This window comes from Streptomyces dysideae, assembly GCF_001514305.1.
In the GTDB taxonomy this organism is placed as follows: domain Bacteria; phylum Actinomycetota; class Actinomycetes; order Streptomycetales; family Streptomycetaceae; genus Streptomyces; species Streptomyces dysideae.
Window position 1 is genome coordinate 1 of record NZ_KQ949132.1, and the last position, 19,894, is coordinate 19,894.

Consider the following 19,894-nt stretch of genomic DNA (forward strand, 5'->3'; position numbering starts at 1 on the left):
CTCAGTGGAGAACACCGAGTTAGTACTACGGGCCGACGAGTAGGCCCACCGAAGCACCGAGAACATTTGCGTACACGTCAGCGTGGGTGTCTCGGTCCGAAGCGTGAGGGTTCGGATCGAGGCTGCCTGCGCGCAGACCCACCGATCCGGCCCATGACAGGGAAGGTAAGGATCAGTGGACGGCACCGCCATCATCATCATTCTCGCCATCGCTGGCGTGGCTTCCGTGCTGCTCTTCTCTCTGAAGGGTCTGCTGGACCAGGTCCCGGACGTCCTGCATTCCGCCACCCGGGCGCGAGATGCGTGGGACAGCTTCCGGAGGACGGACACCACGCGGCGCCCGACGCTCCCGGCAAATGAGCCCCAGGACCCGCCTGCCGCCGCATAGGGCGTCCTGGGGGTTCCGTGGGGTCTCGGAGTGCACGAACCCTGTCTCGGCGCTAGGCCCGGGAGGCAGACGAGAGGCCACGGGGGGCATCTCCCGTGGCCTCGCTCCGTAGAACCCGGTAACCGTGTCAGACCGCTCCGGCGAGACCGGCCGCGTCACCTATGGCCTTGAGTTCATCTGTCCACGGCTTGTCGACCATCAGCTTGTTGAAGGCGACCATGCCGAAGAACATGAAGAAGAAGGCGATGTAAGGCGATGCCTCCATCGGGTCGCCCTCGATGCCGTACGTCGGCGTGAGGAACAATTCGAGATGCTCGTCCGTCTCCCGGTAGAAGGCCCCGGCCGCCACGAGAGTGGCGTGCGAAAGCTGCGTCTCGCCGAGCCAGGACTGAAGCAGCCCACTGCCCAAACGGCCAAGAAGGTTACTGGTGTTGTTGTACGTGTTGGTCGGGTTGCCCGGGATCACGGCGTCGCGTACGGCGTCGGCCGCCTCGGCGTCGTACTGGTATCCGCCTTCATCTGCAGCCTTACGCAGGCCACCATGCTTGTGTTGGTGCGCCTTGTTCATGGAGTCCACGGCGTCGTCGCCGTCCCTGACGAGCCACTGAAGGTGCGCGACGTACTCGACCATCAGCCGCCTGTTCGGCGCGGCTTCGTGACCAAGTCCCTGATCATGCAGGACGACCACGGCGGCGGCCTGCCGGTGAAGCGCAGCCACCATGCCCCAGCCGACCTGGAAGGGGCGGCTGTCCTCGGAAGCCGGAGCATGGTCGGCAGCGCCGCCCACCAGCAGCTCGGTCAGAGCCTGCAGACCAGGCACTGCCAACCTGTTGAGCTCCGCGAAATCTACTGTCATACGTAGATCGTCCCGCAGAATGTGCGCGGTGCGCACCGGAATTTCCCATCTGCCATGGAATCGCCTCCAGTCTCGGGGAGACGACGACCGGAGGCGGATTGTGTCAGGCGGCGAGGGTCACCCGGAACCGGATCGGAGCCAAAGGGGTACGCCCGGAAAGAGGCGTGAGCCTTCCTATCGCCAGCCGTCGAGGGCAGTGCGTTGGATCTCGATGGCAAGGGCGCCAAGCGCTTCTTTCTCGGGTGGGTAGATGGTGCGGATGTTGGCGAGCTGCTGCTCGCGAGTGGCGGTCGGGTTGATGTTGGCCGGCCCCTCGCCGTCGAGCAGCGCCTCGAAATCGAAGTACTTGGTGACCCGCTTGACCTTGACCTCACAGGTCTCGTTAGTGCCCTTGATGCGGAAGCGGATCACGTCGCCGGCAGCGAGGTCGGCGAGGTGCGGGTATTTCACCCGCACCTCGATGGTCTTGGTGCCCGCGGTGACGAGGTCGAAGTACTGGCGGTAGAGGTTCAGCTCGCGGACGCGGGCGGTGGTGTCAGTCATGGCGCGGGGACGCTCCTGGTGGCTGGTGCGGTCATCATGCGGCCGATCTCGGAGGCCGAGTATGAGCGGAAGAAGTGGCGAGGGTCGGACAGCAACGTATCGGTCATGGCCAGTAGTTGCTCGGCGTACTCTGCAACGGTGCCGGGCCATTGTCGGGTGTCGAGCATCCAGCCGCCTGCACCCTCGGGCAGGGGAGCGCGGCCCTCGCGGATCAGCGACTTGGACAGTTTGGCGCCGGTGTCGGTGACGACCTGCGGGCAGAACAGGCGGGCGGGTAGCTGGGCGCGGGTGAGGCCGACCGCTTGGAGGGCTTCGTCGACCAGGTGGGAGCCGAAGACCCAGTCGCCGCCCTTGACCATGACGTGCAGCGTGCCGCGGGGGTTGGACACGGAGAGTTCCTTGACCGCATTGCGGTACAGGGTGGCCAGGTCGAGGTAGGCGCCTCCGGTTGGGGTGATGGTTGCCTGGTAGGGGCCGTGGTGGAGGCATACGGCAGCGACTTGCGCGGTCTCACGGTCGGTGAGGTGGGCGCCGGTGCGTTCGGCGTGTTTCTCGGCCCAGCCGCAGCCGGGGTGTGGGCAAGGGACGCGCAGGTGTGGGGTGCCGGTCGAGGGAGCGAGCCACCAGCGGACGGCATCGAGGCGGGGCAGGAGGCGGAGCCAGGTGCGGCGGAAGTGCTCGCCGGCCTGCTGCTGGCTGTAGGTCTCGATCCGGTGAGGGATGCCCAGGCACCGAGAGAGCGCGGTGAACAGGGGTTGGTAGAGGGCGGTGACGAGGTCGGTCAGGGCCTCGTGGCCGAGGGCCTGGGCGTAGGCGCGCTGGTATCGGTGACCACTGACCGGGTCGGTGGTCAGTTCGTGGGGGGCGTTGTCGAGGGCGCTGAACAGGACCTCGGTGGGGATGCCGAAGCGGTCGCGCAGGCGGGCGGCCATGGCGAAGGCCAGGGACTGCACGAGGGAGGTGCCGATGTGCGGGGCGCCGTTGATCTGGGTGCCGACGACCAGCACGATCCGCTCGGGTGGGGTGGCCAGGATGCGTGGGGTCAGGACGTCCTCGGCGTGATGGAGGGCGTTGGCCAGGACGGTGTTCGGTGAGACGGGATGGGTCGTCACGGGATGTCCCCCTGGGGTGGGTTGGGGTTCATTCGGTTCGGGTGTGGCCGAAGAGGAGGCGCTGGAGGAGCGTGGCGCGGTCCAGGTAGGTGTCGATCTGTGCTGGTGCGGCGCTGCGGGAGAGTGGATCGAGGCCCAGGACGAGGGCCACCGGGGTTCCCTGGCCGAGCAGCAGAGTCCAGGGGCGGCCGGTGGGGATGCGTTTGCGGTAGGGGGTGCCGTCGAAGCGCAGAGCCACCTCAGTCGGGGCGATCAGACGTAGGCGTGGCCCGATGTCCGGCGGGGGTGTGGTGGCGGGGCCGAGGTGCAGAGCGTCGGCGACTGCGCGCATGCGTTGCTCGATGACGGCCGGCGTCTCGTAGCAGCTGCGGGGCGGTTGGGGCACCAGAAGGAGGCAGCACAGAGTGGCGCCGGTCGGAGCGGTGTCCAACCACGTGGTGGTGGCAAGGGAGGCGATCAGACCGGCGGAGGGCGCGAAGGACTCGGTGCGGGCAGGCGTCAGCATGTGGGCACCGCGCTGTGGTGGAAGGCGGCCCAGACGCACTTGCCTGGGCCCTGGTGCTTCTCCACGCCCCAGTGGTCGGCGACGGCAGAGACCAGCAGGAGGCCGCGGCCGTCGTCGGTGGTGCTCCGTGGCTCCTGCTTGGTGGGTGTGCCGTCGCCGCCGTCGTGCACCTCGATGCGCAGCACGCTGGCGTGCAGTTCGACGCGTACGAGGACCTGGCCGCACGCTGGCGCTCCGTGCAGGACGGCGTTGGTGGCCAGTTCGGAGGTGCACAGGCGGATGTCGTCGAGGCGTTCGGTCCGGCCCCATTGGGTAAGGGTCTCGGCGACGAAGGAGCGGGCGGCGCCTGGGGTGGTCCGGCGCCGGTCGAAGAGCATCGTTTCGTGCTCGACGGCGCCGTCGAGGGCTTGGTCCCGTGCGAGGGTGTCCGGCTCGTCGGGCAGTCTGCTGGGCATGGCCAACAGCCAACCGCCGTCGCTCGTTTGGGTCGGGAGCCAGCGTGAGGGCCATGCGAGGGGCCACTATGGGGGCCAGAGTTCGCATGCTCCTGGGAGTTGGGATGGGCGACACGGGGATCGGCGCGTTGCTCATCCGGCTGCGCACTGGGCGAGGTTGGACCCAGCAGCGGGTGGCCGACGAATACAACGCCCTGGAGGGGCGGGCCACCAAGACCGGTAAAGAGATTGGGCGTTACGAGCGCGAGGCGCGCATCCCGGTTCCGTACACCCGCAGGTACCTGGCGCAGGTGTTCGGCGTCGACATCGGAGTGCTCGACCGTGCTGTGGCGGTCAGCAAGGGCCGCCAGGGTAAAGACAAGGCTGCGGAGACCGTTCCGGCGCGGCCTGCGGTGCCCTCGCGATCAGGTGCTATGTCGGCGGCGGACGCGGCGATGTCGGCGGACTTCGCCCGGTTCATCGCGCAGCGCAACGCAGATGAGTTCGTCGTCGAGCAGTTGGAGGCCGATGTTGCTCGGCTCGCTCGCGCCTACGTCAGCCATCCGCTGATGGAGCTGTACATCGAGATCAAGCGGCTGCGGGACGGGGCGTTCGAGTTGCTGCGTGGGCGCCAGCATCCCCGGCAGACTGCTGACCTGTACGTCGCGGCCTCACGGCTGTGCGGGCTGTCCGCGCACGTCTGCTTGGACCTGGGCGACTACGACTCCGCTGCCACTCACGCTCGTACCGCTCGGGCGTGTGCGGAGGCAGCCGGGCACGAGGGGATGCTGGCCTGGGTGCGGGCCGTGGAGTCCCTGATCGCCTACTGGACTGGGCGGTACGAGCAGGCGGCGCGGCTGGCGCAGGCCGGCCGCCACCACCGGGCTCCCGGCAGCATCGGAGCCCGGCTGGCGAGTCTGGAGGCGCGTGCGCTGGCCATAGTCGGAGACCGGGTGGGCGCGGTGGCAGCCCTTGCGGATGCCGAGCGCTCCCGCGAGGCGATGTCCGGCCATGACGAGGTGCCGGGCATCTTCGCCTTCCCGGCCGCCAAGCAGTTCGCGTACGCGGGCACGAGCCACTTGGCCGTGGGCGGGAGGGAGCACGTCCAGCAGGCCATCGTCAGCGCGGACAGTGCGATCCGGCTCTACCGCAGTGCCGAGGATGACGACCAGTCGGTCGGAGACCTGTTCGCCGCTCATGTCGATCTCGCCCGCGGTCACCTGCTCCTGGGCGACCTGGACGGCACCGAGGCGATGCTCGGATTCGTCCTCGACTCCCCGCCTGAGCGCATGTCGGCCAGCATCGTGCGCCGGCTGACCGCTCTGGGCCGGGAGCTGGGAGGGCCGCAGTACGGTGGAGCCGCGCAGGCCGCGCACCTCAGCGAACGACTCCAGCACACGGCCGTCCTCGCGGCCTCACCCGCCGCCCACTCACCGGAGCTGCCGACGTGACCGAACTGTCCGCCGCACGCGACGCCGCCGTCACCGACCGGAGCCGCCTCGCCGGAAGCGCCTACAACAGCGACCGGGACCTGGCCGCCCGCCAGTCGCTCTACCAGTGGCAGACACCCCGTTACGACCTGCCTGGCATCGTCGCCGAACAGCTGAGCGGCGTACGCGGGCGCGTGGTCGATGTCGGCTGCGGCAACGGCAAGTTCATCCAGCGGCTCCGCGACGACCGGCCCGAGCTGGCCCTGCTCGGCCTGGACATCGCCCCGGGCATCCTCGCCGGCGTGCCCGGCCCTGTCGCCGTAGCGGATGCCACCCGCCTGCCGTTGGCCACGGCGAGCGTCGATGCCGCCTTGGCGCTGCACATGCTGTACCACGTCCCGGACATCCCGCAGGCGGTCAGGGAGCTGTCCCGCGTCGTGGCCCGTGACGGGCTGGTGATCGCCTCCACCAACAGCGACCTGGACAAGGCCGAACTCGACGACCTGTGGCAGCGGGCCGCGGGCGACGTCCTCGGCACCGGACGCGGCCCGGCCCGCATCTCGCTCAGCGCCCGCTTTTCCCTGGAGAAGGCCCCGGCCTTCCTACGGGAGGAGTTCGGCCGGGTGGAGACGATCGAACTGCCCGGCGCCATCAGGGTCCACGACCCGGAGCCGGTCATCGCGCACATGGCCTCGTACCGGGCGTGGGCAGACCAGCACGACGTGCCCTTCGAGGCCACGATCGAGAGGGCCCGCATGATCCTCGCCGATCACATCGCCCGAGACGGCACCTTCGAGGTCAGATGTCTCGGCGGCATCCTCGTCTGTCGTCGCTGAGAGCCGACTTGTCTATCGCCGTCGGCCGCGTTCCGCAGGCCGTTCGATCACCGGCGTGGGCGTGGGTTGTGGCGTGGGCGTCACGGGTGTGGTGATGCGGCTGCTCCGGCTGCGAGCTGCCTGTGCTCGCCTGTTCGGCTGCACGGTGATGCGCCAGTTGAGAACCTCGGCAGGGCGTTCGGCACTGTCGAGTTCTCGCCGTGCGGCGACCTCGGCCAAGAGATGTCGGGGGTTGTGGCCGGCGGTCTCGGCGCGGGCGAGGGTCGTGGTCAGGGCCGGCCAGGCGGCATCGGCGAGGACGCGGTCGGCGTGGTAGGGGAGGGCGGCGCGCAGATCCTGTTCGAAGCGGTTGGTGGTTGTGGCGCTGGGGGCGCGACGGGTGAGATCCGCCAGGACTGGCTGGGCGGTCTGCTGGTAACCGGCCTGGAGATGGCGCAAGGCTTCCTCGGCCGCGGCGGCCTGCTGCTCGTGGCCGTGCTGCTCATGCCACTTGGCGGCGGCGCGCGCCAAGTGGAGCGCGGCGAAGATCAAGGCGACGGCGAGTCCGCCCGGAGCGTGTGTGGCGTAGGCGAGTTCCTTGGCGGCTTCCCGGAGGGCGGTGGCGGCCTGGTGGTCGGCCCGGATCGCCGAGCGGCGGGCGCGGTTGAACGCCCTTGCGGCGGCTTGCAGTTCGGCCCGGTGCTCGCCGTTGGTGGCGAGGGCCAGGTTGTGGAGGGCGTCGCCGAAGGCATCCAGATGACCCTGGGCCACGGCGTCGTCGCCCGAGGCGAGGACCGTCTGGGCATCGCGGATGGCGGTCTCGGCGCGATGCCACGGTTCGACCGGATCCGCCACCTGCTGAGGGCGGTCGGCCACGTCCTGGGTGGGCAAGCGTTCGCAGAGCCGGTTGTAGGAAAGGTCGGGGGCGAGCTTTGAGCCGCCGTACCAGACCGGCTCGCCGTTGGCCGTGTCGCCGGGCGCGGCCAGGCTGTAGCCGGTCACCTCGCCGGTCTCGGGGCCGATGCGCGGCCTGACCTGGATGCCGAGGGAGCGCAGCACGGTGAAGTACTCGTCGATGTTGCGTACGGCGGCGGCGACCGCGTACGCCTGCTCGCGCAGCCACTCCCGCGCAGTCTCCTCCCAGCCCTGGCGTTCCGCCTTCGCCCGCTCGGCGCCGGTGGGGGTACGCGGGGCGGTGAGGTCACCGGACTTCAGGCGGCGCAGCCCGAACTCGGCCTCGATCTTGCGGCATTCCAGCTGCGCCCGCCAGCCGTCCCGGTTCGTACGAGGGCGGCGGCCGTCGGCTCGGACGGTGGTGGCCATGATGTGGATGTGGTCGTCGGCGTGCCGGACCGCAATCCAACGGCACGCCCTGTCGTCTCCCTCGGGGGCGATTCCCGTGGCGGCTACGACGCGGCGGGCGACTTCGGCCCACTCAGCGTCGGTGAGGTAGCGGTCGCCGGGCGCGGTGCGCACCGGGCAGTGCCACACATGCTGCGGTGGCTGCTTTCCGTCGAGTTCCCGGGTGCGGAGGTCGACGTGGTGGTCTAGGCGCAGGGCGAGCTGGGTGTAGGTGGCTGTGGGGTCGCGGCCGGGGTCGGGGGCGCCGGCCATGTCCCAGGCAGCCACGATGTGGGGGTCCGTGTGCTCGTCGCGCCGCCCCTTGCCGAAGAGGTAGTTGATCAGACCGAGGGTGCTGGAGCCGGTGGAGACGTCAGGCACCATGACCGGCTCCTTCCGCCAGGAGCCGGTCCATGAGTGCGTAACTGGCCTGGGCAGCCTGCTCAATGCGGTCGAGGACGGTCTCGGCACGCTCGGGTACCGCGCCGGAGTGGATGGCTGCCGTGACCTGGTTGAGGTTGGTGCCGATCCGGTTCAGCGCCTTGGTGTGCGCTTCGACGGCCTCCACCAGCGGGCGGATGGGGTCGTCCTCCGGGCTGCCGACCATGCCCGCCTTGCCGAGCGCGACGGCGAGGGCGGCGTCGCCGACGAAGCCTGCGAACTTCTGGTGGCGCCGCTTGGCCTCGGCGTCGATGAGACGGACTGCGGTCGGCGTGAAGCGGATCTTCTTCTCTTGGTCGCGCTTCTCGATAGTGCGCTTGCGGTTCATCCGCGCGGGCAGCGAGGGGGCGTCAGGCTCACGCCACGAGGGCTGCTCAACGGCGCCGGGCGCTTGACGGGCAGACGGCTCGACGCGTGGGGAGATGGGGTCGGGGACGTGCTGCTCGACGCTGTCGGCGGTAGACGCGGCGCGGGGCTCGTTCACCCCCTCCTCAAGCTCGGGCGCCCGCTGGCGCCCGGCCCCCTCTCCCGCCGCCACCCCAGGGGCGGGGGCAACCGCGGACGAAGCCTCTTTAGGGGCTCGTTCGCTCCAGCTTGCTGCTGTTCGTCGGTCCCGGCTGAACCAACCCCAGCGGCGGGACGAAGAGGGGTTCGTGTCGTTCTCGGTGTGCATGATGGTGCTCCGAAGGAGAGGGAGGATCGGGCTGTGTCACGTCCGTCGCATCCGTCGCATGCCTGGTCAACACAGGTACGGAGACGCGGGCAGGTACGGAGAACTCCGTCCCGGCGACAGAGTCCGTCCCCGCGCTGACCTGCGCGGGGACGGATGCGACGAAGCGATACGGACCCCGGTGGGATCAGAGAGCGCGCTTCGGTCCGGCGGGGCCACCAGGCGGGCCGACAGGCAGCGTCCCCGCCGGGGCGGCGGGCGGCCTGCCCTGCGGCATGCGGGCGGGGGCGGCGCCGTGTTCGGGCTCGGGTGCCGCCTCGACGAGGTCCGGGCAGTTGCGGGCCCAGGCGTCCAGGAAGCGGTTGCGTATGTACGCCTTGGCCTGCCTGCCCTTGTCGAACCGGTAGTTGGCCGGGCTGATGTTGAAGTCCCGCAGCAGATTGCTCAGGTGGTAGGCGTTCAGCCCTTTGGTGCCGTACTCCGCCCACGGGGCCTCAGCGTCCTGGAGCAGCGAGGCGACCAGATCCTGAGTGGCCAGGGCCTCGGGGTTGTCCGCCTGCGCGAAAATGCGGTGGATGTCGCGCAGGAGCCGCGTCTTCAGGCTGCTCTGCTCGTCCTGGGCCGCCTCGTGGCGGGTCATGGCCAAGCAGGCGGCACGAGCCTGGGCGGGCCACTGGCCGCCTGCCAGGTCGGCGATGATGACCAGTGGCTCCCAGGTGTCCGCCGCCCGGTCTTCTACCGGCATCTGCGGCACCATTCGGGCAGCCTGCCCGCGCAGGGGACCCAGCCAGGCGGTCAGCCGGTCACGCAGCGCGTTGAGTTCCGGCACCGAATACCGGGAGCGGAACGGGGTGACCTTTTCGCCCGGCTTACGCTTCTGCATCCGCAGAACGACCGCCCGGTCCATGACCGTGTCCGGCAGGTCGCCGATACCCGCAATGGCAGCCATGGCGAAGGTGGGGAACGGGGTCGGTTTGTGATCCGGACCGGAGATCCGCCACGCGGGCCGGTTGCGCTGGTGCCCGGCATTCAGCAGGCCGCGCAGGATCTCACTGTCACCGCTCGCCTTGGGGCCGAAGATGGTGTCTGCCTCGTCCACCAGCAGGGTGGGAGGGTTCTTGCCGATGACCCGGAAGATGACCGCCGGGGAGGTGTTCACCGTCATCATCGGCTGGTACACGGTCTCGTGGAGCACGTCCAGAACCCGGGACTTGCCGCACCCCTTCGTCGGGCTCACCACCGCCAGACGCGGAGCATGCTGCAGAGCCGTCTGGATATGCGTGGCCGCCACCCACAGGGTGACAGCGGTCAGCGCCTCCTCGCTGGGCAGCACCACGTACTTGCCGATCGCTGCCCGCAACTCGTCCAGCAGCGCGACCCCGTCAGCGGCTACCTGAGCACCGGTGCCTTTGTGGCCCCCGGCGCGTGTCCCGCCATCGGTGGCTGCCCTCTCTTGTTGCTCGGCCCGTTCTACGGGGACGTCGGTCCCCGGCGACAGGTGACGGCCGCTGTCCCGGTCCCCACTGCGGTCCCCTGGTGCAACTCCAGAGTCTTGGGGACCGGTCCCCGTTGGCGCGCCGATGCCGCTGACCTGCACGTCTCCAACGGAATTGGGTATGGGGACCGTGGTTCGCGCCGACAGGGGACCGGATGTATCGAGGGGACGGTCCCCTGATACCGCAGCAGCAGAATGCTCGTCCCCGCGGCGTCCGGGGACGCCTTGGCCGGGGACCGCGACCTCGGGCCAGCTGACCTTGGGGGCCGTGTTCGGGTTGGTGGGGGACGTAGGGTCCTCCATAGATGTTCCTCTCAGACGAGGGGCAGGACGGGCGAGGTCCAGCCCCTCGTCGCCTTGTTCGTTTAGGGATGGGCGGTATGCGGGGGACTCTCCGGCCTTCGGCGTTGGCGCGCCGAGGGCCGTTTCCGTGTTCCGGGCCTCCGGCGGCTCAGGAGGCCAGACCCCACTCGTCTTGGCCCTCGATCAGCGCCCGCTCGTAGCGCAGCAGCTCGGCCTCGGGATACAGCACCCGCTTGCCGATCTTGATGCCGCGCGGGCCCTTCTCGATCTGGCGCCAGTAGCGGACGGTGCTCTCCGCTGTGCGGTAGCGCTCGGCGACCTCGGCGGTGGTCAGGTATCGCATGCATTCCCAATCGACTAGGTTGCAATCCGGTATGCATAATTTGTACTCGACGATCGCCGGTCAGCCAAATTGGCAAGGTGGTGTTACAATTTGAAAAGCAATGGTCAGGATGGAGGTCCGATGGCAGGCGACAGGGTCGACGGCGGTGAGGTGCCGCTGCTCTACAGCGAGGGCAACATCGCCGCACGGGTGGCGCTGGAGCGCGAGGTCAGGGGGTGGAGCACGATCGAGCTGGCAGACCGGGTGTCGAAGGCCGGCGTCAAGATGAACCAGACCGCCGTCTGGCGCATCGAGAACGGCACCCCACGCCGCCGTATCAACGTCGACGAAGCCCTCGCCTTCGCCCGCGTCTTCGAGTTGCCCCTCGAAGAGCTGATGTCCCCACCGCTGGAAGGGCTCGACCTCGACAGCAGACGGCTCGTCCAGGAAGCCGTCGAGGCGTACTACGAGACACGCGACGCCGAAGACCGACTGCACCACGCAGTCGTCGGCATCGCCGAGCACATCCAGGCCCACCCCGACAGTTCACGGGCCATCCACGAGCAGTGCCTTCGCCTCATGGGCGATGAGCGCGACGCCCGCACCCTCACCGAGCACATCGAGGGCGGCGGCTACTACCGATAACCAACCCAAGGGAGAAGCCACTTGGCCAACATCCAAAAGCGACCCAACGGCAAATGGCGGGCCCGCTACCGCGACCTCGACGGCAAGGAGCACGCCCGCCACTTCGACCGCAAGCTCGACGCCCAGCGCTGGATCGATGAGGTCACGGCCAGCATCGTGACCGGCCAGTACGTCGACCCGCGAGCAGGGCGGATCACGTTCGAGGCGTACGCGAAGAAGTGGGAGGAGTCGCTCATCGCCAGTGAGGCAGGCGAGCGCATCACCGACAACGCGCTTCGGCTCCATCTCGTGCCGGTGCTCGGCTCCCGCACCATGGCGGCGATACGGCGCAGCGACCTGCAGGTGGTGTTCAAGAGCCTGTCCGAGCAGCTCGGCCCCGGCAGCGTGCGCAACGTCTACGACGTCCTCGTGCGCCTCATGACCGCGGCCGTCGAGGACAAGGTCATCGCCGCCAGCCCGTGCCGCCGGATCACTCTCCCGCCCATGCAGGACGAGGAGGTCACCCCGCCCACGGTCGCTCATGTCGAATCGATGGCCCGCGTGATGCCGCCGTACATCCGCGCGGCGATCGTCACGCTTGCTGGATCAGGCTTGCGAATAGGCGAGTTGCTCGGCCTTAAAGTGTCGGACGTCGACTTCAAGGCGGGCACCATCCGGGTCGAGCGCCAGCGACTCCAGTCCGGGAAGATCGGCCCGCCGAAGACCGCCAAGTCCCGACGCACCGTCCCGGTCGGCGAGGTGGTCACCGACGCCCTCCTCGCGCACCTCGCCGCACGCCCCTCCAAGGAGTGGCTGTTCACGATGGAGGAGGGCGAGCCCCTCAACTACCGCCGCTGGAAGACGGAGTGGAACTGCGCCCGCAGGACGCTCCAATCAGCGGAGAACGAGGCGGCCGAGCGCGAGGGCCGCAAGCCCGTCGAGCTGCCGCACATGGTGACCCACGACCTGCGGCACTTCTACGCCTCCGCCCTCATCGCCGGCGGAGCGAGCGTCAAGCAGGTCCAGCTGGTCCTCGGCCACGCGTCCGCCGTCATCACACTGCGGATCTACGCCCATCTGTGGCCGGGCGAAGAAGACCGCACCCGGACCGTCATGGACGCCGTGCTCGGCGGCCTGCGGACCGGGTGCGGACAGGTAGGCGATACGACCCGCGAAACCGCAGGTCAGACGGCCTAGCCATAGATCAAGCCTTCTTCGTCTCCCAGAAGATCTTGTCGATCTGGGCGATGTAGTCCAGCGCCTTCTGGCCCGTGGCCGGGTCGGTGGACGCCTTGGCGGCCGAGAGGGCCTTCAGGGCGTCGTTGACCAGCTGGTGCAGCTCCGGGTACTTCTCGAAGTGCGGGGGCTTGAAGTAGTCGCTCCAGAGCACCGAGACGTGGTGCTTGGCGAGCTCGGCGCGCTGTTCCTTGATGACGGTCGCGCGAGCCTGGAAGTGCGGGTCGTCGTTGGCGGCCATCTTTTCCTGTACGGCCTTCACCGACTCCGCCTCGATGCGGGCCTGGGCCGGGTCGTACACACCGCAGGGCAGGTCGCAGTGTGCGCTGACCTTGACCTTGGGGGCAAACAGGCGGGAAAGCATGGAGCATTCCTTCCTCGTGATCGTCTTCTCAGGTGGGACATTACTCCCTGCGAGACGGGTTTTCGCGAGTGCCCCCATGGGCTTAGGACAAAAGTCCGGGGTCAGACTGAGACTGGTGGAGGATCGGACCGGGGAGGTGCCGGGGATGCCGGAACTGTCGCAGGAGACCGAGCGGGGGAGGGCCCTGCTGCCCTTCGGGGTGGCCGAGGTGACCGGGCCGTCCATGGTGCCCACGCTGCGGCACGGGGACCGGCTCGTGGTGCACTACGAGGCCCGGATCCGGCCGGGGGACGTCGTGGTGCTGCGGCATCCGTTCCAGCAGGACCTGCTCGTCGTCAAGCGGGCCGCGGAGCGGCGGGACGGCGGGTGGTGGGTGCTCGGCGACAACGCGTACGCCGGGGGCGACAGCACCGACTACGGGACCGTGCCGGAGGACCTGGTGCTGGGCCGGGTGCGGTTCAGGTACCGGCCGCGGCAGGAGGCTCAGCGGTCGCCGTTCGCCGTCGTGCGCTGGGTGCTGTCCGCTGCCAGGCCCGTCTTCTCGGACAGGTCGGGCCGGGCCGCCGCCAGGCGTTTGCGGGCCCGGTAGGCGGCGACGTTGGCGCGGGTGGCGCAGCGGTCCGAGCAGTAGCGCCGGGAGCGGTTGGTGGACGTGTCCAGGTAGGCGTTGCGGCACGGTGGCGCCTCGCACAGGCCCAGGCGGTCCACGCCGTACTCGGTGAGGTGGAAGGCCAGGCCCATCGCCGCGATGGCCGCGTAGCCCGCGGTAGCGTTCGACGGGTGATCCGCCAGGTGCATGTGCCACAGCGGGCGGCCGTCGTCGTCCCGGAAGTCGTGGCCGGAGATCTGCGGGCTCACCGGGAACTCCAGCAGCAGTGAGTTCAACAGGTCCACCGCGAGGGTCTCGTCGCCGCCGTCGGCCGCCTCGAAGACCGCGCGCAGTCGGCCCCGGACCGAGCGGAACCGCGTCACGTCCGCGTCCGTGGCGCGGCGGGCCGCCGACTGGTTGACTCCGAACAGGTCGCGGACGGCCTCGATCGAGGTCAGGGAGTCCTTGCCGCGGGCCGGTTCCTCGGTGTTGACGAGACGCACGGCGTAATCCGAGTAATAGGCCAGTTCCACTTGTAGTCCTTACGGAGGCGTTCTATCGTCGTGATGCGGTCGGAGTAACAGCCGGTCATGCTTCCAGGGTATTACGTGACGTACGCGATGGAGGGTCTCGATGACGGACACGGACACGGACACGGACACGGACACCACGGCGACCGGCGCCGACTGGCTCGCCTGGCAGGAGAGCTGGGACCGGCAGCAGGAGTGGTACATGCCCGACCGCGAGGAGCGCTTCCGGATCATGCTCGACATGGTCGAGGCCCTTGCCGGACCCGCCCCCCGCGTGCTCGATCTCGCGTGCGGCACGGGAAGTATCACGGCCCGGCTGCTCCGGCGGTTCCCGGAGGCCACCAGTACCGGCATCGACCTCGACCCGGCGCTCCTCGCCATCGCCGAGGGCACCTTCGCGGGCGACGAACGGGTCACCTTCGTCACCGCCGACCTCAAGGACCCCGACTGGCCGGCGAAGCTGCCGTACGACTCGTACGACGCCGTCCTGACCGCCACGGCCCTGCACTGGTTGCACAGCGAACCCCTCGCGGCCCTCTACGGTCAGGTCGCGGAGCTCGTCCGCGACGGCGGTGTCTTCATGAACGCGGATCACATGATCGACGAGACGACGCCCCGGATCAATGCGGCGGAGCGTGCGCAGCGGCACGCACGTATGGATCAGGCCAAGCGGGACGGTGCCCTCGACTGGGCCGAGTGGTGGCAGCTCGCGGGCAAGGACCCGGTCCTCGCCGGGCCGACGGCCAGGCGCTTCGAGATCTACGGCGAGCACGCCGACGGCGACACGCCGTCCGCGGCGTGGCACGCGCGCGTACTGCGCGAGAAGGGGTTCGGGGAGGCGCGGGCGGTGTGGTGTTCACCCTCCGACACGCTGCTGCTCGCGCTGAAGTAGTGCCTGGGAACGCGACAGGGGCGGTACGGAACTCCCGTACCGCCCCTTTCACTTCGTACCGTCAGAGCACCTTGGACAGGAACGCCTTCGTCCGCTCGTGCTGCGGGTCCGTCAGGACGTCGCGCGGGTTGCCGGACTCGACCACCACGCCGCCGTCCATGAAGACCAGGCTGTCGCCGACCTCGCGGGCGAAGCCCATCTCGTGGGTGACGACCACCATCGTCATGCCGGACTCGGCGAGGTCGCGCATGACGTCGAGGACGTCGCCGACCAGCTCCGGGTCGAGGGCCGAAGTGGGCTCGTCGAAGAGCATCAGCTTCGGGTCCATCGCCAGGGCCCGGGCGATGGCCACGCGCTGCTGCTGGCCACCGGAGAGCTGCGAGGGGTAGCTGCCCGCCTTGTCGGCCAGGCCGACGCGGTCCAGCAGCTCCCTCGCGCGTTCCCAGGCCTGGGCCTTGCTCACGCCCTTGACCTGCACCGGCGCCTCGATGACGTTCTCCGCGGCCGTCATGTGCGGGAACAGGTTGAAGCGCTGGAAGACCATGCCGATATCCCGGCGCTTCAGCGCGACCTCGCTGTCCTTGAGCTCGTACAGCTTGTCGCCCTTCTGGCGGTAGCCGACCAGCTCGCCGTCGACGTACAGACGACCCGCGTTGATCTTCTCCAGGTGGTTGATGCACCTGAGGAAGGTCGACTTGCCGGAGCCGGAGGGGCCGATGAGGCAGAACACCTCGCCGGTCTTCACCTCCAGGTCGATGCCCTTGAGGACTTCCACGGGGCCGAAGGACTTGTGCACGCCCTCGGACTTCACCATTGCGTTCATGGGTCACCGCCGCCAGTTGGAGAGGGAGAGCATGTTGGCCTTGACCTTCTGCCACGGGGTGGCCGGCAGCTGACGCAGTGAGCCGCGGGCGTAGCGGCGCTCCAGGTAGAACTGGAAGACGCTGAACACGCTGGTCATGACCAGGTACCAGATGCAGGCCACGAAGAGCAGCTCCATCACGGCGTACGACGTGGAGCCGATCGTCGACGTGGCGCGCAGCAACTCGTTGTACGTCACCACGTACACCAGCGACGAGGTCTTCAGCATGTTGATGAACTCGTTGCCGGTCGGCGGCACGATCACCCGCATCGCCTGCGGGATCACGATCCTGCGCAGCGTCTTGGCGTGGCTCATGCCGAGGGCGTGCGACGCCTCGGTCTGGCCCTCGTCGACGGCCATCAGGCCCGCGCGGCAGATCTCCGCCATGTACGCCGCCTCGTTCAGACCCAGGCCCAGCAGGGCGGCCATGAACGGGGTCATGACGTCCACCATCTCGTCCTTGTAGATGGGACCGAGATTCAGCGTGGGGAAGATCAGCGCCAGGTTGAACCAGATGAGCAGCTGGACGTAGACCGGTGTACCGCGGAACAACCAGATGTAGGCCCAGGCCACCCAGCTGGTCACCGGGTTCTTCGAGAGCCGCATCACGGCCAGCACGACGCCCAGGATCACGCCCATGAGCATCGCCAGGACGCTGATCAGCAGGGTGCGTCCGGCGCCCGCGAGGACCGTGGAGTCGAACACCGTGTCGCCGACGGCGCTCCACTGGATCTTCTCGGCGGTCGCGAAGGCGTTGACCAGCAGGCCCACCAGGGCCAGCACCACGACCGCGCTGACCCAGCGGCCGTAGTGCCGTACCGGAATGGCCTTGATCGCCTCGGGCGGAACGTTCCCGCTGTCCTTGGAGACCACGGCGCCGGCCGACGGGTCAGCGTCGGCCGGCTCCTTGTCGAACTTGTCAGTCACAGTGACTGCCCTTCAGTGCTGCTGGACGTCACTTGCCACCGTTGATGGCGGCCTTGTCGATCGCGCCGCTCTCGGCGCCCCACTTCTCGAGGATCTTCTTGTACGTGCCGTCCTCGATGATCGCGTTGACGGCTTCCTCGAGGGCGGCGGTGAGCTCCTTGTTGTCCTTGTTCACCGCGATGCCGAAGGGACCGGCCTCGAACTGCTCGCCGACGACCTCGAACGCGTTGCCGCCGTCGGCCTTGCGGGACAGGTCCAGGGCCACCGGGTAGTCGTTGACGCCGGCGGCGGCGCCGCCCGACTTCACGCGGGTCTGGGCCTCGGTGTCGTTCTCGAACGCCTCGATCGTGATCTTCTTCTCGCCGCCGTCCGTGCAGGCCTTGGACTGGGTCTTCAGGGCCTTCTCGTACGTCGTACCGCGCTGCACGGCGGCCGTCTTGCCGCAGAGGTCCTCGATCGAGTTGATCTTCTCCGGGTTGCCCTTCTGGACGTAGACGGCGGTGCCGGCCGTGAAGTAGTCGACGAAGTCGACACCCGGGCCGAGCTTCTTGCCGTCGTCGTTCAGGCCCTCCTGGCGCTGCGGGGTGTCCGTGATGGAGGACATGGCGACGTCGTAGCGGCCGGAGTTCAGGGAGGTGATCAGGCCGTCGAAGGAGCCGGAGGTGAACTTGAACTCCACGCCCAGCTTCTCGCCCAGCGCGGCGGCTATGTCGGGGTCGACACCGACGATCTTGCCGCCCTCCTGGAACTCCATCGGCGCGTACTCGGCGTTCGTGCCGACCTTGATCTCGCCCGCCTTCTGGATGTCCGCGGGCAGCTTGTCGAAGAGCGGGGCCTTGCTGGCCGTGGCGGTCTCCTTCGTGGAGTCCTCGCCGTCCTTGGTCTGGTCACCGCAACCGGTGAGAATCAGGGCGCCTGCGACCGCGATCGCGCCTACCGCGGCAATCCGTGAGCGCGCGGCGGTCGTACGACGGGTGGAGCTTGCGGTCATGGTGGGTTCCTCCGGCGGATGGGTGGAGTTGCCGATGGGGCGGGCCACTGTCGATTGGGTTCGGCAGTGCCGTGGGTCGACGGAACACACGTCTTCGTGTGTCGCGACCTCGTGTGATTACGGCATCTTGCCATTCGGACTGAGCCATTCAGGGCGCCCGCCATGTCAAAATCGGATAACGGGTGACCCCCGAACCGCATCAGGTTGGTACATCCCGACCGGACCTTCTACGGGAATCTGGCGTTCCGGCCGGAAGATCTTCGGCGCATCTCGGGTGCGGGTGAGCTCTCTGCGGCTTTTCGTCCACTTTGCGACCCTGTCAAGTGTTTCTCGAGTCCTTGTCCGTATACGTGCTCATGATTCGTGTCGCCGATGCGTGTCCGAATTGTGTCGTCGCCATACGGTCCGCGGGCTCCGTCATGTGACCTTGCACGTATGGACTCGTATGGACTCGTCGTCGGCGCCGTCCGTCCGGTAAGAAGGTTCTTTACACCCCTCATCCGGGGCTCAGGGCGCGTGTGCGGCGCGCCCGTCGCGTATGTGCCCGTACGCATCACTGACCTGGGCCGTGCGCGGTGCCCGCCCACTTCTCACCAGGAGTGGCCAACCCTCAGACCATGAACACTTAAGGGGTAAGACAAAGTGGCAGCGGAGATCGTCAATCCTCGCAGCGACAGCAGTACGGATCAGGATGGCGGGGCCGAGCCCCTCGATGCCTTCGATCCGGCGTTCGCGCTGCACCGTGGCGGCAAGATGGCCGTGCAGGCCACCGTGCCCGTCCGTGACAAGGACGACCTGTCCCTGGCGTACACGCCCGGCGTCGCGAAGGTGTGCAGCGCGATCGCCGAGCAGCCGGAACTCGTGCACGACTACACGTGGAAGTCGTCCGTCGTCGCCGTCGTGACCGACGGTACGGCGGTGCTGGGGCTCGGTGACATCGGCCCCGAGGCCTCCCTCCCGGTGATGGAGGGCAAGGCGATTCTGTTCAAGCAGTTCGGTGGCGTCGACGCGGTGCCGATCGCGCTCGACTGCACCGGCGTCGACGAGATCGTCGAGACCGTGGTGCGGCTCGCGCCGTCGTTCGGCGGTGTGAACCTGGAGGACATCTCGGCGCCGCGGTGCTTCGAGATCGAGCGGAAGCTGCAGGAGCGGCTGGACATCCCGGTCTTCCACGACGACCAGCACGGTACGGCGGTCGTGACGCTGGCGGCACTGCGGAACGCCGCGCGGCTCACCGGGAAGGGGCTCGGGGATCTGCGGGCCGTCATCTCCGGCTCCGGTGCGGCGGGTGTCGCCATCGCGAAGATGCTGGTCGAGGCCGGGATCGGGGACGTTGCGGTGTCCGACCGCAAGGGCGTCGTGTCGGCCGACCGGGACGACCTTACGCCGGTCAAGCGGGAGGTCGCCGGGTTCACGAACAAGGCCGGCATCACCGGGTCGCTGGAAGCGGCTCTGGAAGGCGCCGACGTCTTCATCGGCGTCTCCGGCGGTACGGTTCCGGAGGCGGCGGTGGCCTCCATGGCCGAGGGGGCGTTTGTCTTCGCCATGGCCAACCCGAATCCCGAGGTGCATCCCGACGTCGCGCACAAGTACGCGGCGGTTGTGGCGACCGGGCGCTCGGACTTTCCGAACCAGATCAACAACGTGCTCGCGTTTCCGGGGATCTTCGCCGGAGCGCTGCAGGTTCGGGCGTCTCGGATCACCGAGGGGATGAAGATCGCTGCGGCGGAGGCGTTGGCGGCGGTGGTCGGTGACGATCTTGCTGCGGACTATGTGATTCCGTCGCCGTTTGATGAGCGGGTGGCGCCGGCTGTTACTGCGGCGGTTGCGGCGGCGGCTCGGGCGGAAGGTGTTGCTCGGCGCTGAGGTGTTGAGGCGTTGAGTGTGAATGGTCCCGTCCTGGTGGGCGGGGCCATTTTTTTGCCCACCCGCCCACCCACCCGCCCGCCGTTCGGGTGGTTTCGGGGGTGGGCGTCTCTGGTGGGGGCTGGGGGTGGTTGGCGGGTGCGGGTGGCGTGGGGGGTGGGGTGTGCGGGGGCGTCTGTGGTGGCTAGGGGCGGGGTGTGGGCGTTGAGGGTTCCCACCCGCACCACCCGTGCTGCTTTCGTTGTCGGGTGCGGGTGGCCCCGGTGGGGGTCCTCTTAGTTGGCGGGTGCGGGTGCGGGTGCGGGTGCGGGTGCGGGTGCGGGTGCGGGTGCGGTGGGTGGTGGGTGGTGGGTGGTGA

The 19,894-nt window shown here is 68.7% G+C and carries 22 protein-coding genes; 8 read left to right on the top strand and 14 right to left on the bottom strand.

Annotation, left to right across the window (positions count from 1 at the left end; all coding sequences use genetic code 11):
- Positions 1–175: 175 nt before the first annotated feature.
- Entirely contained in the window at positions 176–388 is a 213-nt protein-coding gene (locus AQJ91_RS45645; protein WP_067035388.1) for a hypothetical protein, read from the top strand.
- 127 nt (positions 389–515) lie between these two features.
- On the opposite strand, the gene AQJ91_RS45650 is transcribed toward AQJ91_RS45645, so the two are convergent.
- From AQJ91_RS45650 to AQJ91_RS45670, 5 genes are all read right to left on the bottom strand, one after another.
- Positions 516–1,280, bottom strand: a complete 765-nt coding sequence (locus AQJ91_RS45650) for a hypothetical protein (RefSeq protein ID WP_159054810.1) — start codon at positions 1,278–1,280, stop codon at positions 516–518.
- Between the two features lie 138 nt (positions 1,281–1,418).
- Positions 1,419–1,787 (bottom strand): ASCH domain-containing protein, encoded by a 369-nt coding sequence (locus tag AQJ91_RS45655; protein WP_067035393.1) that lies wholly within the window; start codon positions 1,785–1,787, stop codon positions 1,419–1,421.
- Positions 1,784–2,899, bottom strand: coding sequence for a hypothetical protein (locus AQJ91_RS45660; protein ID WP_067035396.1), 1,116 nt, complete (start codon positions 2,897–2,899; stop codon positions 1,784–1,786). The genes AQJ91_RS45655 and AQJ91_RS45660 overlap by 4 nt, the downstream gene beginning before the upstream one ends.
- A 28-nt stretch (positions 2,900–2,927) precedes the next feature.
- Entirely contained in the window at positions 2,928–3,404 is a 477-nt protein-coding gene (locus AQJ91_RS45665) for a hypothetical protein (protein ID WP_067035398.1), read from the bottom strand.
- Positions 3,398–3,859 carry an ATP-binding protein gene (locus AQJ91_RS45670; RefSeq protein ID WP_067035403.1) on the bottom strand — a complete coding sequence of 154 codons (462 nt, stop codon included), beginning with the start codon at positions 3,857–3,859 and terminating at the stop codon, positions 3,398–3,400. The genes AQJ91_RS45665 and AQJ91_RS45670 overlap by 7 nt, the downstream gene beginning before the upstream one ends.
- A gap of 104 nt (positions 3,860–3,963) precedes the next feature.
- Between AQJ91_RS45670 and AQJ91_RS45675 the strand changes: the two genes are divergently transcribed.
- Both AQJ91_RS45675 and AQJ91_RS45680 read left to right on the top strand, forming a co-directional pair.
- Complete coding sequence (locus tag AQJ91_RS45675) at positions 3,964–5,289, top strand: NsdA family TPR-like regulatory protein (protein WP_067035483.1); 1,326 nt, start codon at positions 3,964–3,966, stop codon at positions 5,287–5,289.
- Positions 5,286–6,104 carry a class I SAM-dependent methyltransferase gene (locus tag AQJ91_RS45680; protein WP_067035406.1) on the top strand — a complete coding sequence of 273 codons (819 nt, stop codon included), beginning with the start codon at positions 5,286–5,288 and terminating at the stop codon, positions 6,102–6,104. Before AQJ91_RS45675 ends, AQJ91_RS45680 begins: the two co-directional genes overlap by 4 nt.
- Positions 6,105–6,116: 12 nt before the next feature.
- Here AQJ91_RS45680 and AQJ91_RS45685 read toward each other — a convergent pair whose 3' ends face one another.
- The 4 genes from AQJ91_RS45685 to AQJ91_RS45700 all read right to left on the bottom strand — a co-directional run bounded on the left by AQJ91_RS45685 (position 6,117) and on the right by AQJ91_RS45700 (position 10,676).
- Complete coding sequence (locus AQJ91_RS45685) at positions 6,117–7,808, bottom strand: relaxase/mobilization nuclease domain-containing protein (protein ID WP_067035409.1); 1,692 nt, start codon at positions 7,806–7,808, stop codon at positions 6,117–6,119.
- The gene (locus AQJ91_RS45690; protein ID WP_199848201.1) at positions 7,798–8,349 is read right to left on the bottom strand and encodes a hypothetical protein; all 552 of its coding nucleotides are present in this window, start codon (positions 8,347–8,349) and stop codon (positions 7,798–7,800) included. Before AQJ91_RS45690 ends, AQJ91_RS45685 begins: the two co-directional genes overlap by 11 nt.
- A gap of 373 nt (positions 8,350–8,722) precedes the next feature.
- A complete protein-coding gene (locus tag AQJ91_RS45695) occupies positions 8,723–9,895 on the bottom strand; it encodes a DUF3631 domain-containing protein (protein ID WP_067035417.1) in 1,173 nt (390 codons plus the stop codon).
- A gap of 586 nt (positions 9,896–10,481) precedes the next feature.
- Entirely contained in the window at positions 10,482–10,676 is a 195-nt protein-coding gene (locus AQJ91_RS45700; RefSeq protein ID WP_067035420.1) for a helix-turn-helix transcriptional regulator, read from the bottom strand.
- A gap of 120 nt (positions 10,677–10,796) precedes the next feature.
- Here AQJ91_RS45700 and AQJ91_RS45705 point away from each other — a divergent pair, with 120 nt between their 5' ends.
- Both AQJ91_RS45705 and AQJ91_RS45710 read left to right on the top strand, forming a co-directional pair.
- Positions 10,797–11,300, top strand: a complete 504-nt coding sequence (locus AQJ91_RS45705) for a helix-turn-helix domain-containing protein (protein ID WP_067035423.1) — start codon at positions 10,797–10,799, stop codon at positions 11,298–11,300.
- Between the two features lie 21 nt (positions 11,301–11,321).
- The gene (locus AQJ91_RS45710) at positions 11,322–12,476 is read left to right on the top strand and encodes a tyrosine-type recombinase/integrase (protein ID WP_067035425.1); all 1,155 of its coding nucleotides are present in this window, start codon (positions 11,322–11,324) and stop codon (positions 12,474–12,476) included.
- A 7-nt stretch (positions 12,477–12,483) separates the two neighbouring features.
- Here the strand turns inward: AQJ91_RS45710 and sodN are convergent, their stop codons facing one another.
- Positions 12,484–12,879 (bottom strand): superoxide dismutase, Ni, encoded by a 396-nt coding sequence (sodN, locus tag AQJ91_RS45715; RefSeq protein ID WP_020123534.1) that lies wholly within the window; start codon positions 12,877–12,879, stop codon positions 12,484–12,486.
- A 145-nt stretch (positions 12,880–13,024) separates the two neighbouring features.
- On the opposite strand from sodN, the gene sodX reads away from it, so the two are divergent.
- Positions 13,025–13,468: a nickel-type superoxide dismutase maturation protease gene (sodX, locus tag AQJ91_RS45720; protein ID WP_067035485.1), complete on the top strand. Its 444-nt coding sequence runs from the start codon at positions 13,025–13,027 to the stop codon at positions 13,466–13,468.
- Here sodX and AQJ91_RS45725 read toward each other — a convergent pair.
- The gene (locus AQJ91_RS45725; protein WP_067035428.1) at positions 13,363–14,001 is read right to left on the bottom strand and encodes a CGNR zinc finger domain-containing protein; all 639 of its coding nucleotides are present in this window, start codon (positions 13,999–14,001) and stop codon (positions 13,363–13,365) included. The genes sodX and AQJ91_RS45725 overlap by 106 nt on opposite strands.
- 100 nt (positions 14,002–14,101) lie before the next feature.
- On the opposite strand from AQJ91_RS45725, the gene AQJ91_RS45730 reads away from it, so the two are divergent.
- Positions 14,102–14,890, top strand: a complete 789-nt coding sequence (locus tag AQJ91_RS45730; RefSeq protein ID WP_067035430.1) for a class I SAM-dependent methyltransferase — start codon at positions 14,102–14,104, stop codon at positions 14,888–14,890.
- A 61-nt stretch (positions 14,891–14,951) separates the two neighbouring features.
- On the opposite strand, the gene AQJ91_RS45735 is transcribed toward AQJ91_RS45730, so the two are convergent.
- From AQJ91_RS45735 to AQJ91_RS45745, 3 genes are read right to left on the bottom strand one after another with little or no spacing between them, the layout of a single operon-like run.
- On the bottom strand, positions 14,952–15,713 hold the full coding sequence (locus AQJ91_RS45735) for an amino acid ABC transporter ATP-binding protein (protein ID WP_067035433.1): 762 nt from the start codon (positions 15,711–15,713) through the stop codon (positions 14,952–14,954).
- A gap of 3 nt (positions 15,714–15,716) precedes the next feature.
- Positions 15,717–16,679: an amino acid ABC transporter permease gene (locus tag AQJ91_RS45740; protein ID WP_067035435.1), complete on the bottom strand. Its 963-nt coding sequence runs from the start codon at positions 16,677–16,679 to the stop codon at positions 15,717–15,719.
- 28 nt (positions 16,680–16,707) lie between these two features.
- Positions 16,708–17,670 (bottom strand): ABC transporter substrate-binding protein, encoded by a 963-nt coding sequence (locus tag AQJ91_RS45745; RefSeq protein WP_067035438.1) that lies wholly within the window; start codon positions 17,668–17,670, stop codon positions 16,708–16,710.
- A gap of 642 nt (positions 17,671–18,312) precedes the next feature.
- Here AQJ91_RS45745 and AQJ91_RS45750 point away from each other — a divergent pair.
- Positions 18,313–19,536 carry an NAD(P)-dependent malic enzyme gene (locus tag AQJ91_RS45750; RefSeq protein ID WP_067035441.1) on the top strand — a complete coding sequence of 408 codons (1,224 nt, stop codon included), beginning with the start codon at positions 18,313–18,315 and terminating at the stop codon, positions 19,534–19,536.
- The last annotated feature ends 358 nt before the right edge of the window (positions 19,537–19,894 follow it).

Coding starts and splice junctions, on each gene's coding strand:
- AQJ91_RS45700 (WP_067035420.1), bottom strand. CDS start 10,676: ATGCGATACCTGACCACCGCCGAGGTCGCCGAGCGCTACCGCACAGCG.
- AQJ91_RS45655 (WP_067035393.1), bottom strand. CDS start 1,787: ATGACTGACACCACCGCCCGCGTCCGCGAGCTGAACCTCTACCGCCAG.
- AQJ91_RS45675 (WP_067035483.1), top strand. CDS start 3,964: ATGGGCGACACGGGGATCGGCGCGTTGCTCATCCGGCTGCGCACTGGG.
- AQJ91_RS45745 (WP_067035438.1), bottom strand. CDS start 17,670: ATGACCGCAAGCTCCACCCGTCGTACGACCGCCGCGCGCTCACGGATT.
- sodX (WP_067035485.1), top strand. CDS start 13,025: ATGCCGGAACTGTCGCAGGAGACCGAGCGGGGGAGGGCCCTGCTGCCC.
- AQJ91_RS45670 (WP_067035403.1), bottom strand. CDS start 3,859: ATGCCCAGCAGACTGCCCGACGAGCCGGACACCCTCGCACGGGACCAA.
- AQJ91_RS45730 (WP_067035430.1), top strand. CDS start 14,102: ATGACGGACACGGACACGGACACGGACACGGACACCACGGCGACCGGC.
- AQJ91_RS45665 (WP_067035398.1), bottom strand. CDS start 3,404: ATGCTGACGCCTGCCCGCACCGAGTCCTTCGCGCCCTCCGCCGGTCTG.
- AQJ91_RS45685 (WP_067035409.1), bottom strand. CDS start 7,808: ATGGTGCCTGACGTCTCCACCGGCTCCAGCACCCTCGGTCTGATCAAC.
- AQJ91_RS45735 (WP_067035433.1), bottom strand. CDS start 15,713: ATGAACGCAATGGTGAAGTCCGAGGGCGTGCACAAGTCCTTCGGCCCC.
- AQJ91_RS45705 (WP_067035423.1), top strand. CDS start 10,797: ATGGCAGGCGACAGGGTCGACGGCGGTGAGGTGCCGCTGCTCTACAGC.
- sodN (WP_020123534.1), bottom strand. CDS start 12,879: ATGCTTTCCCGCCTGTTTGCCCCCAAGGTCAAGGTCAGCGCACACTGC.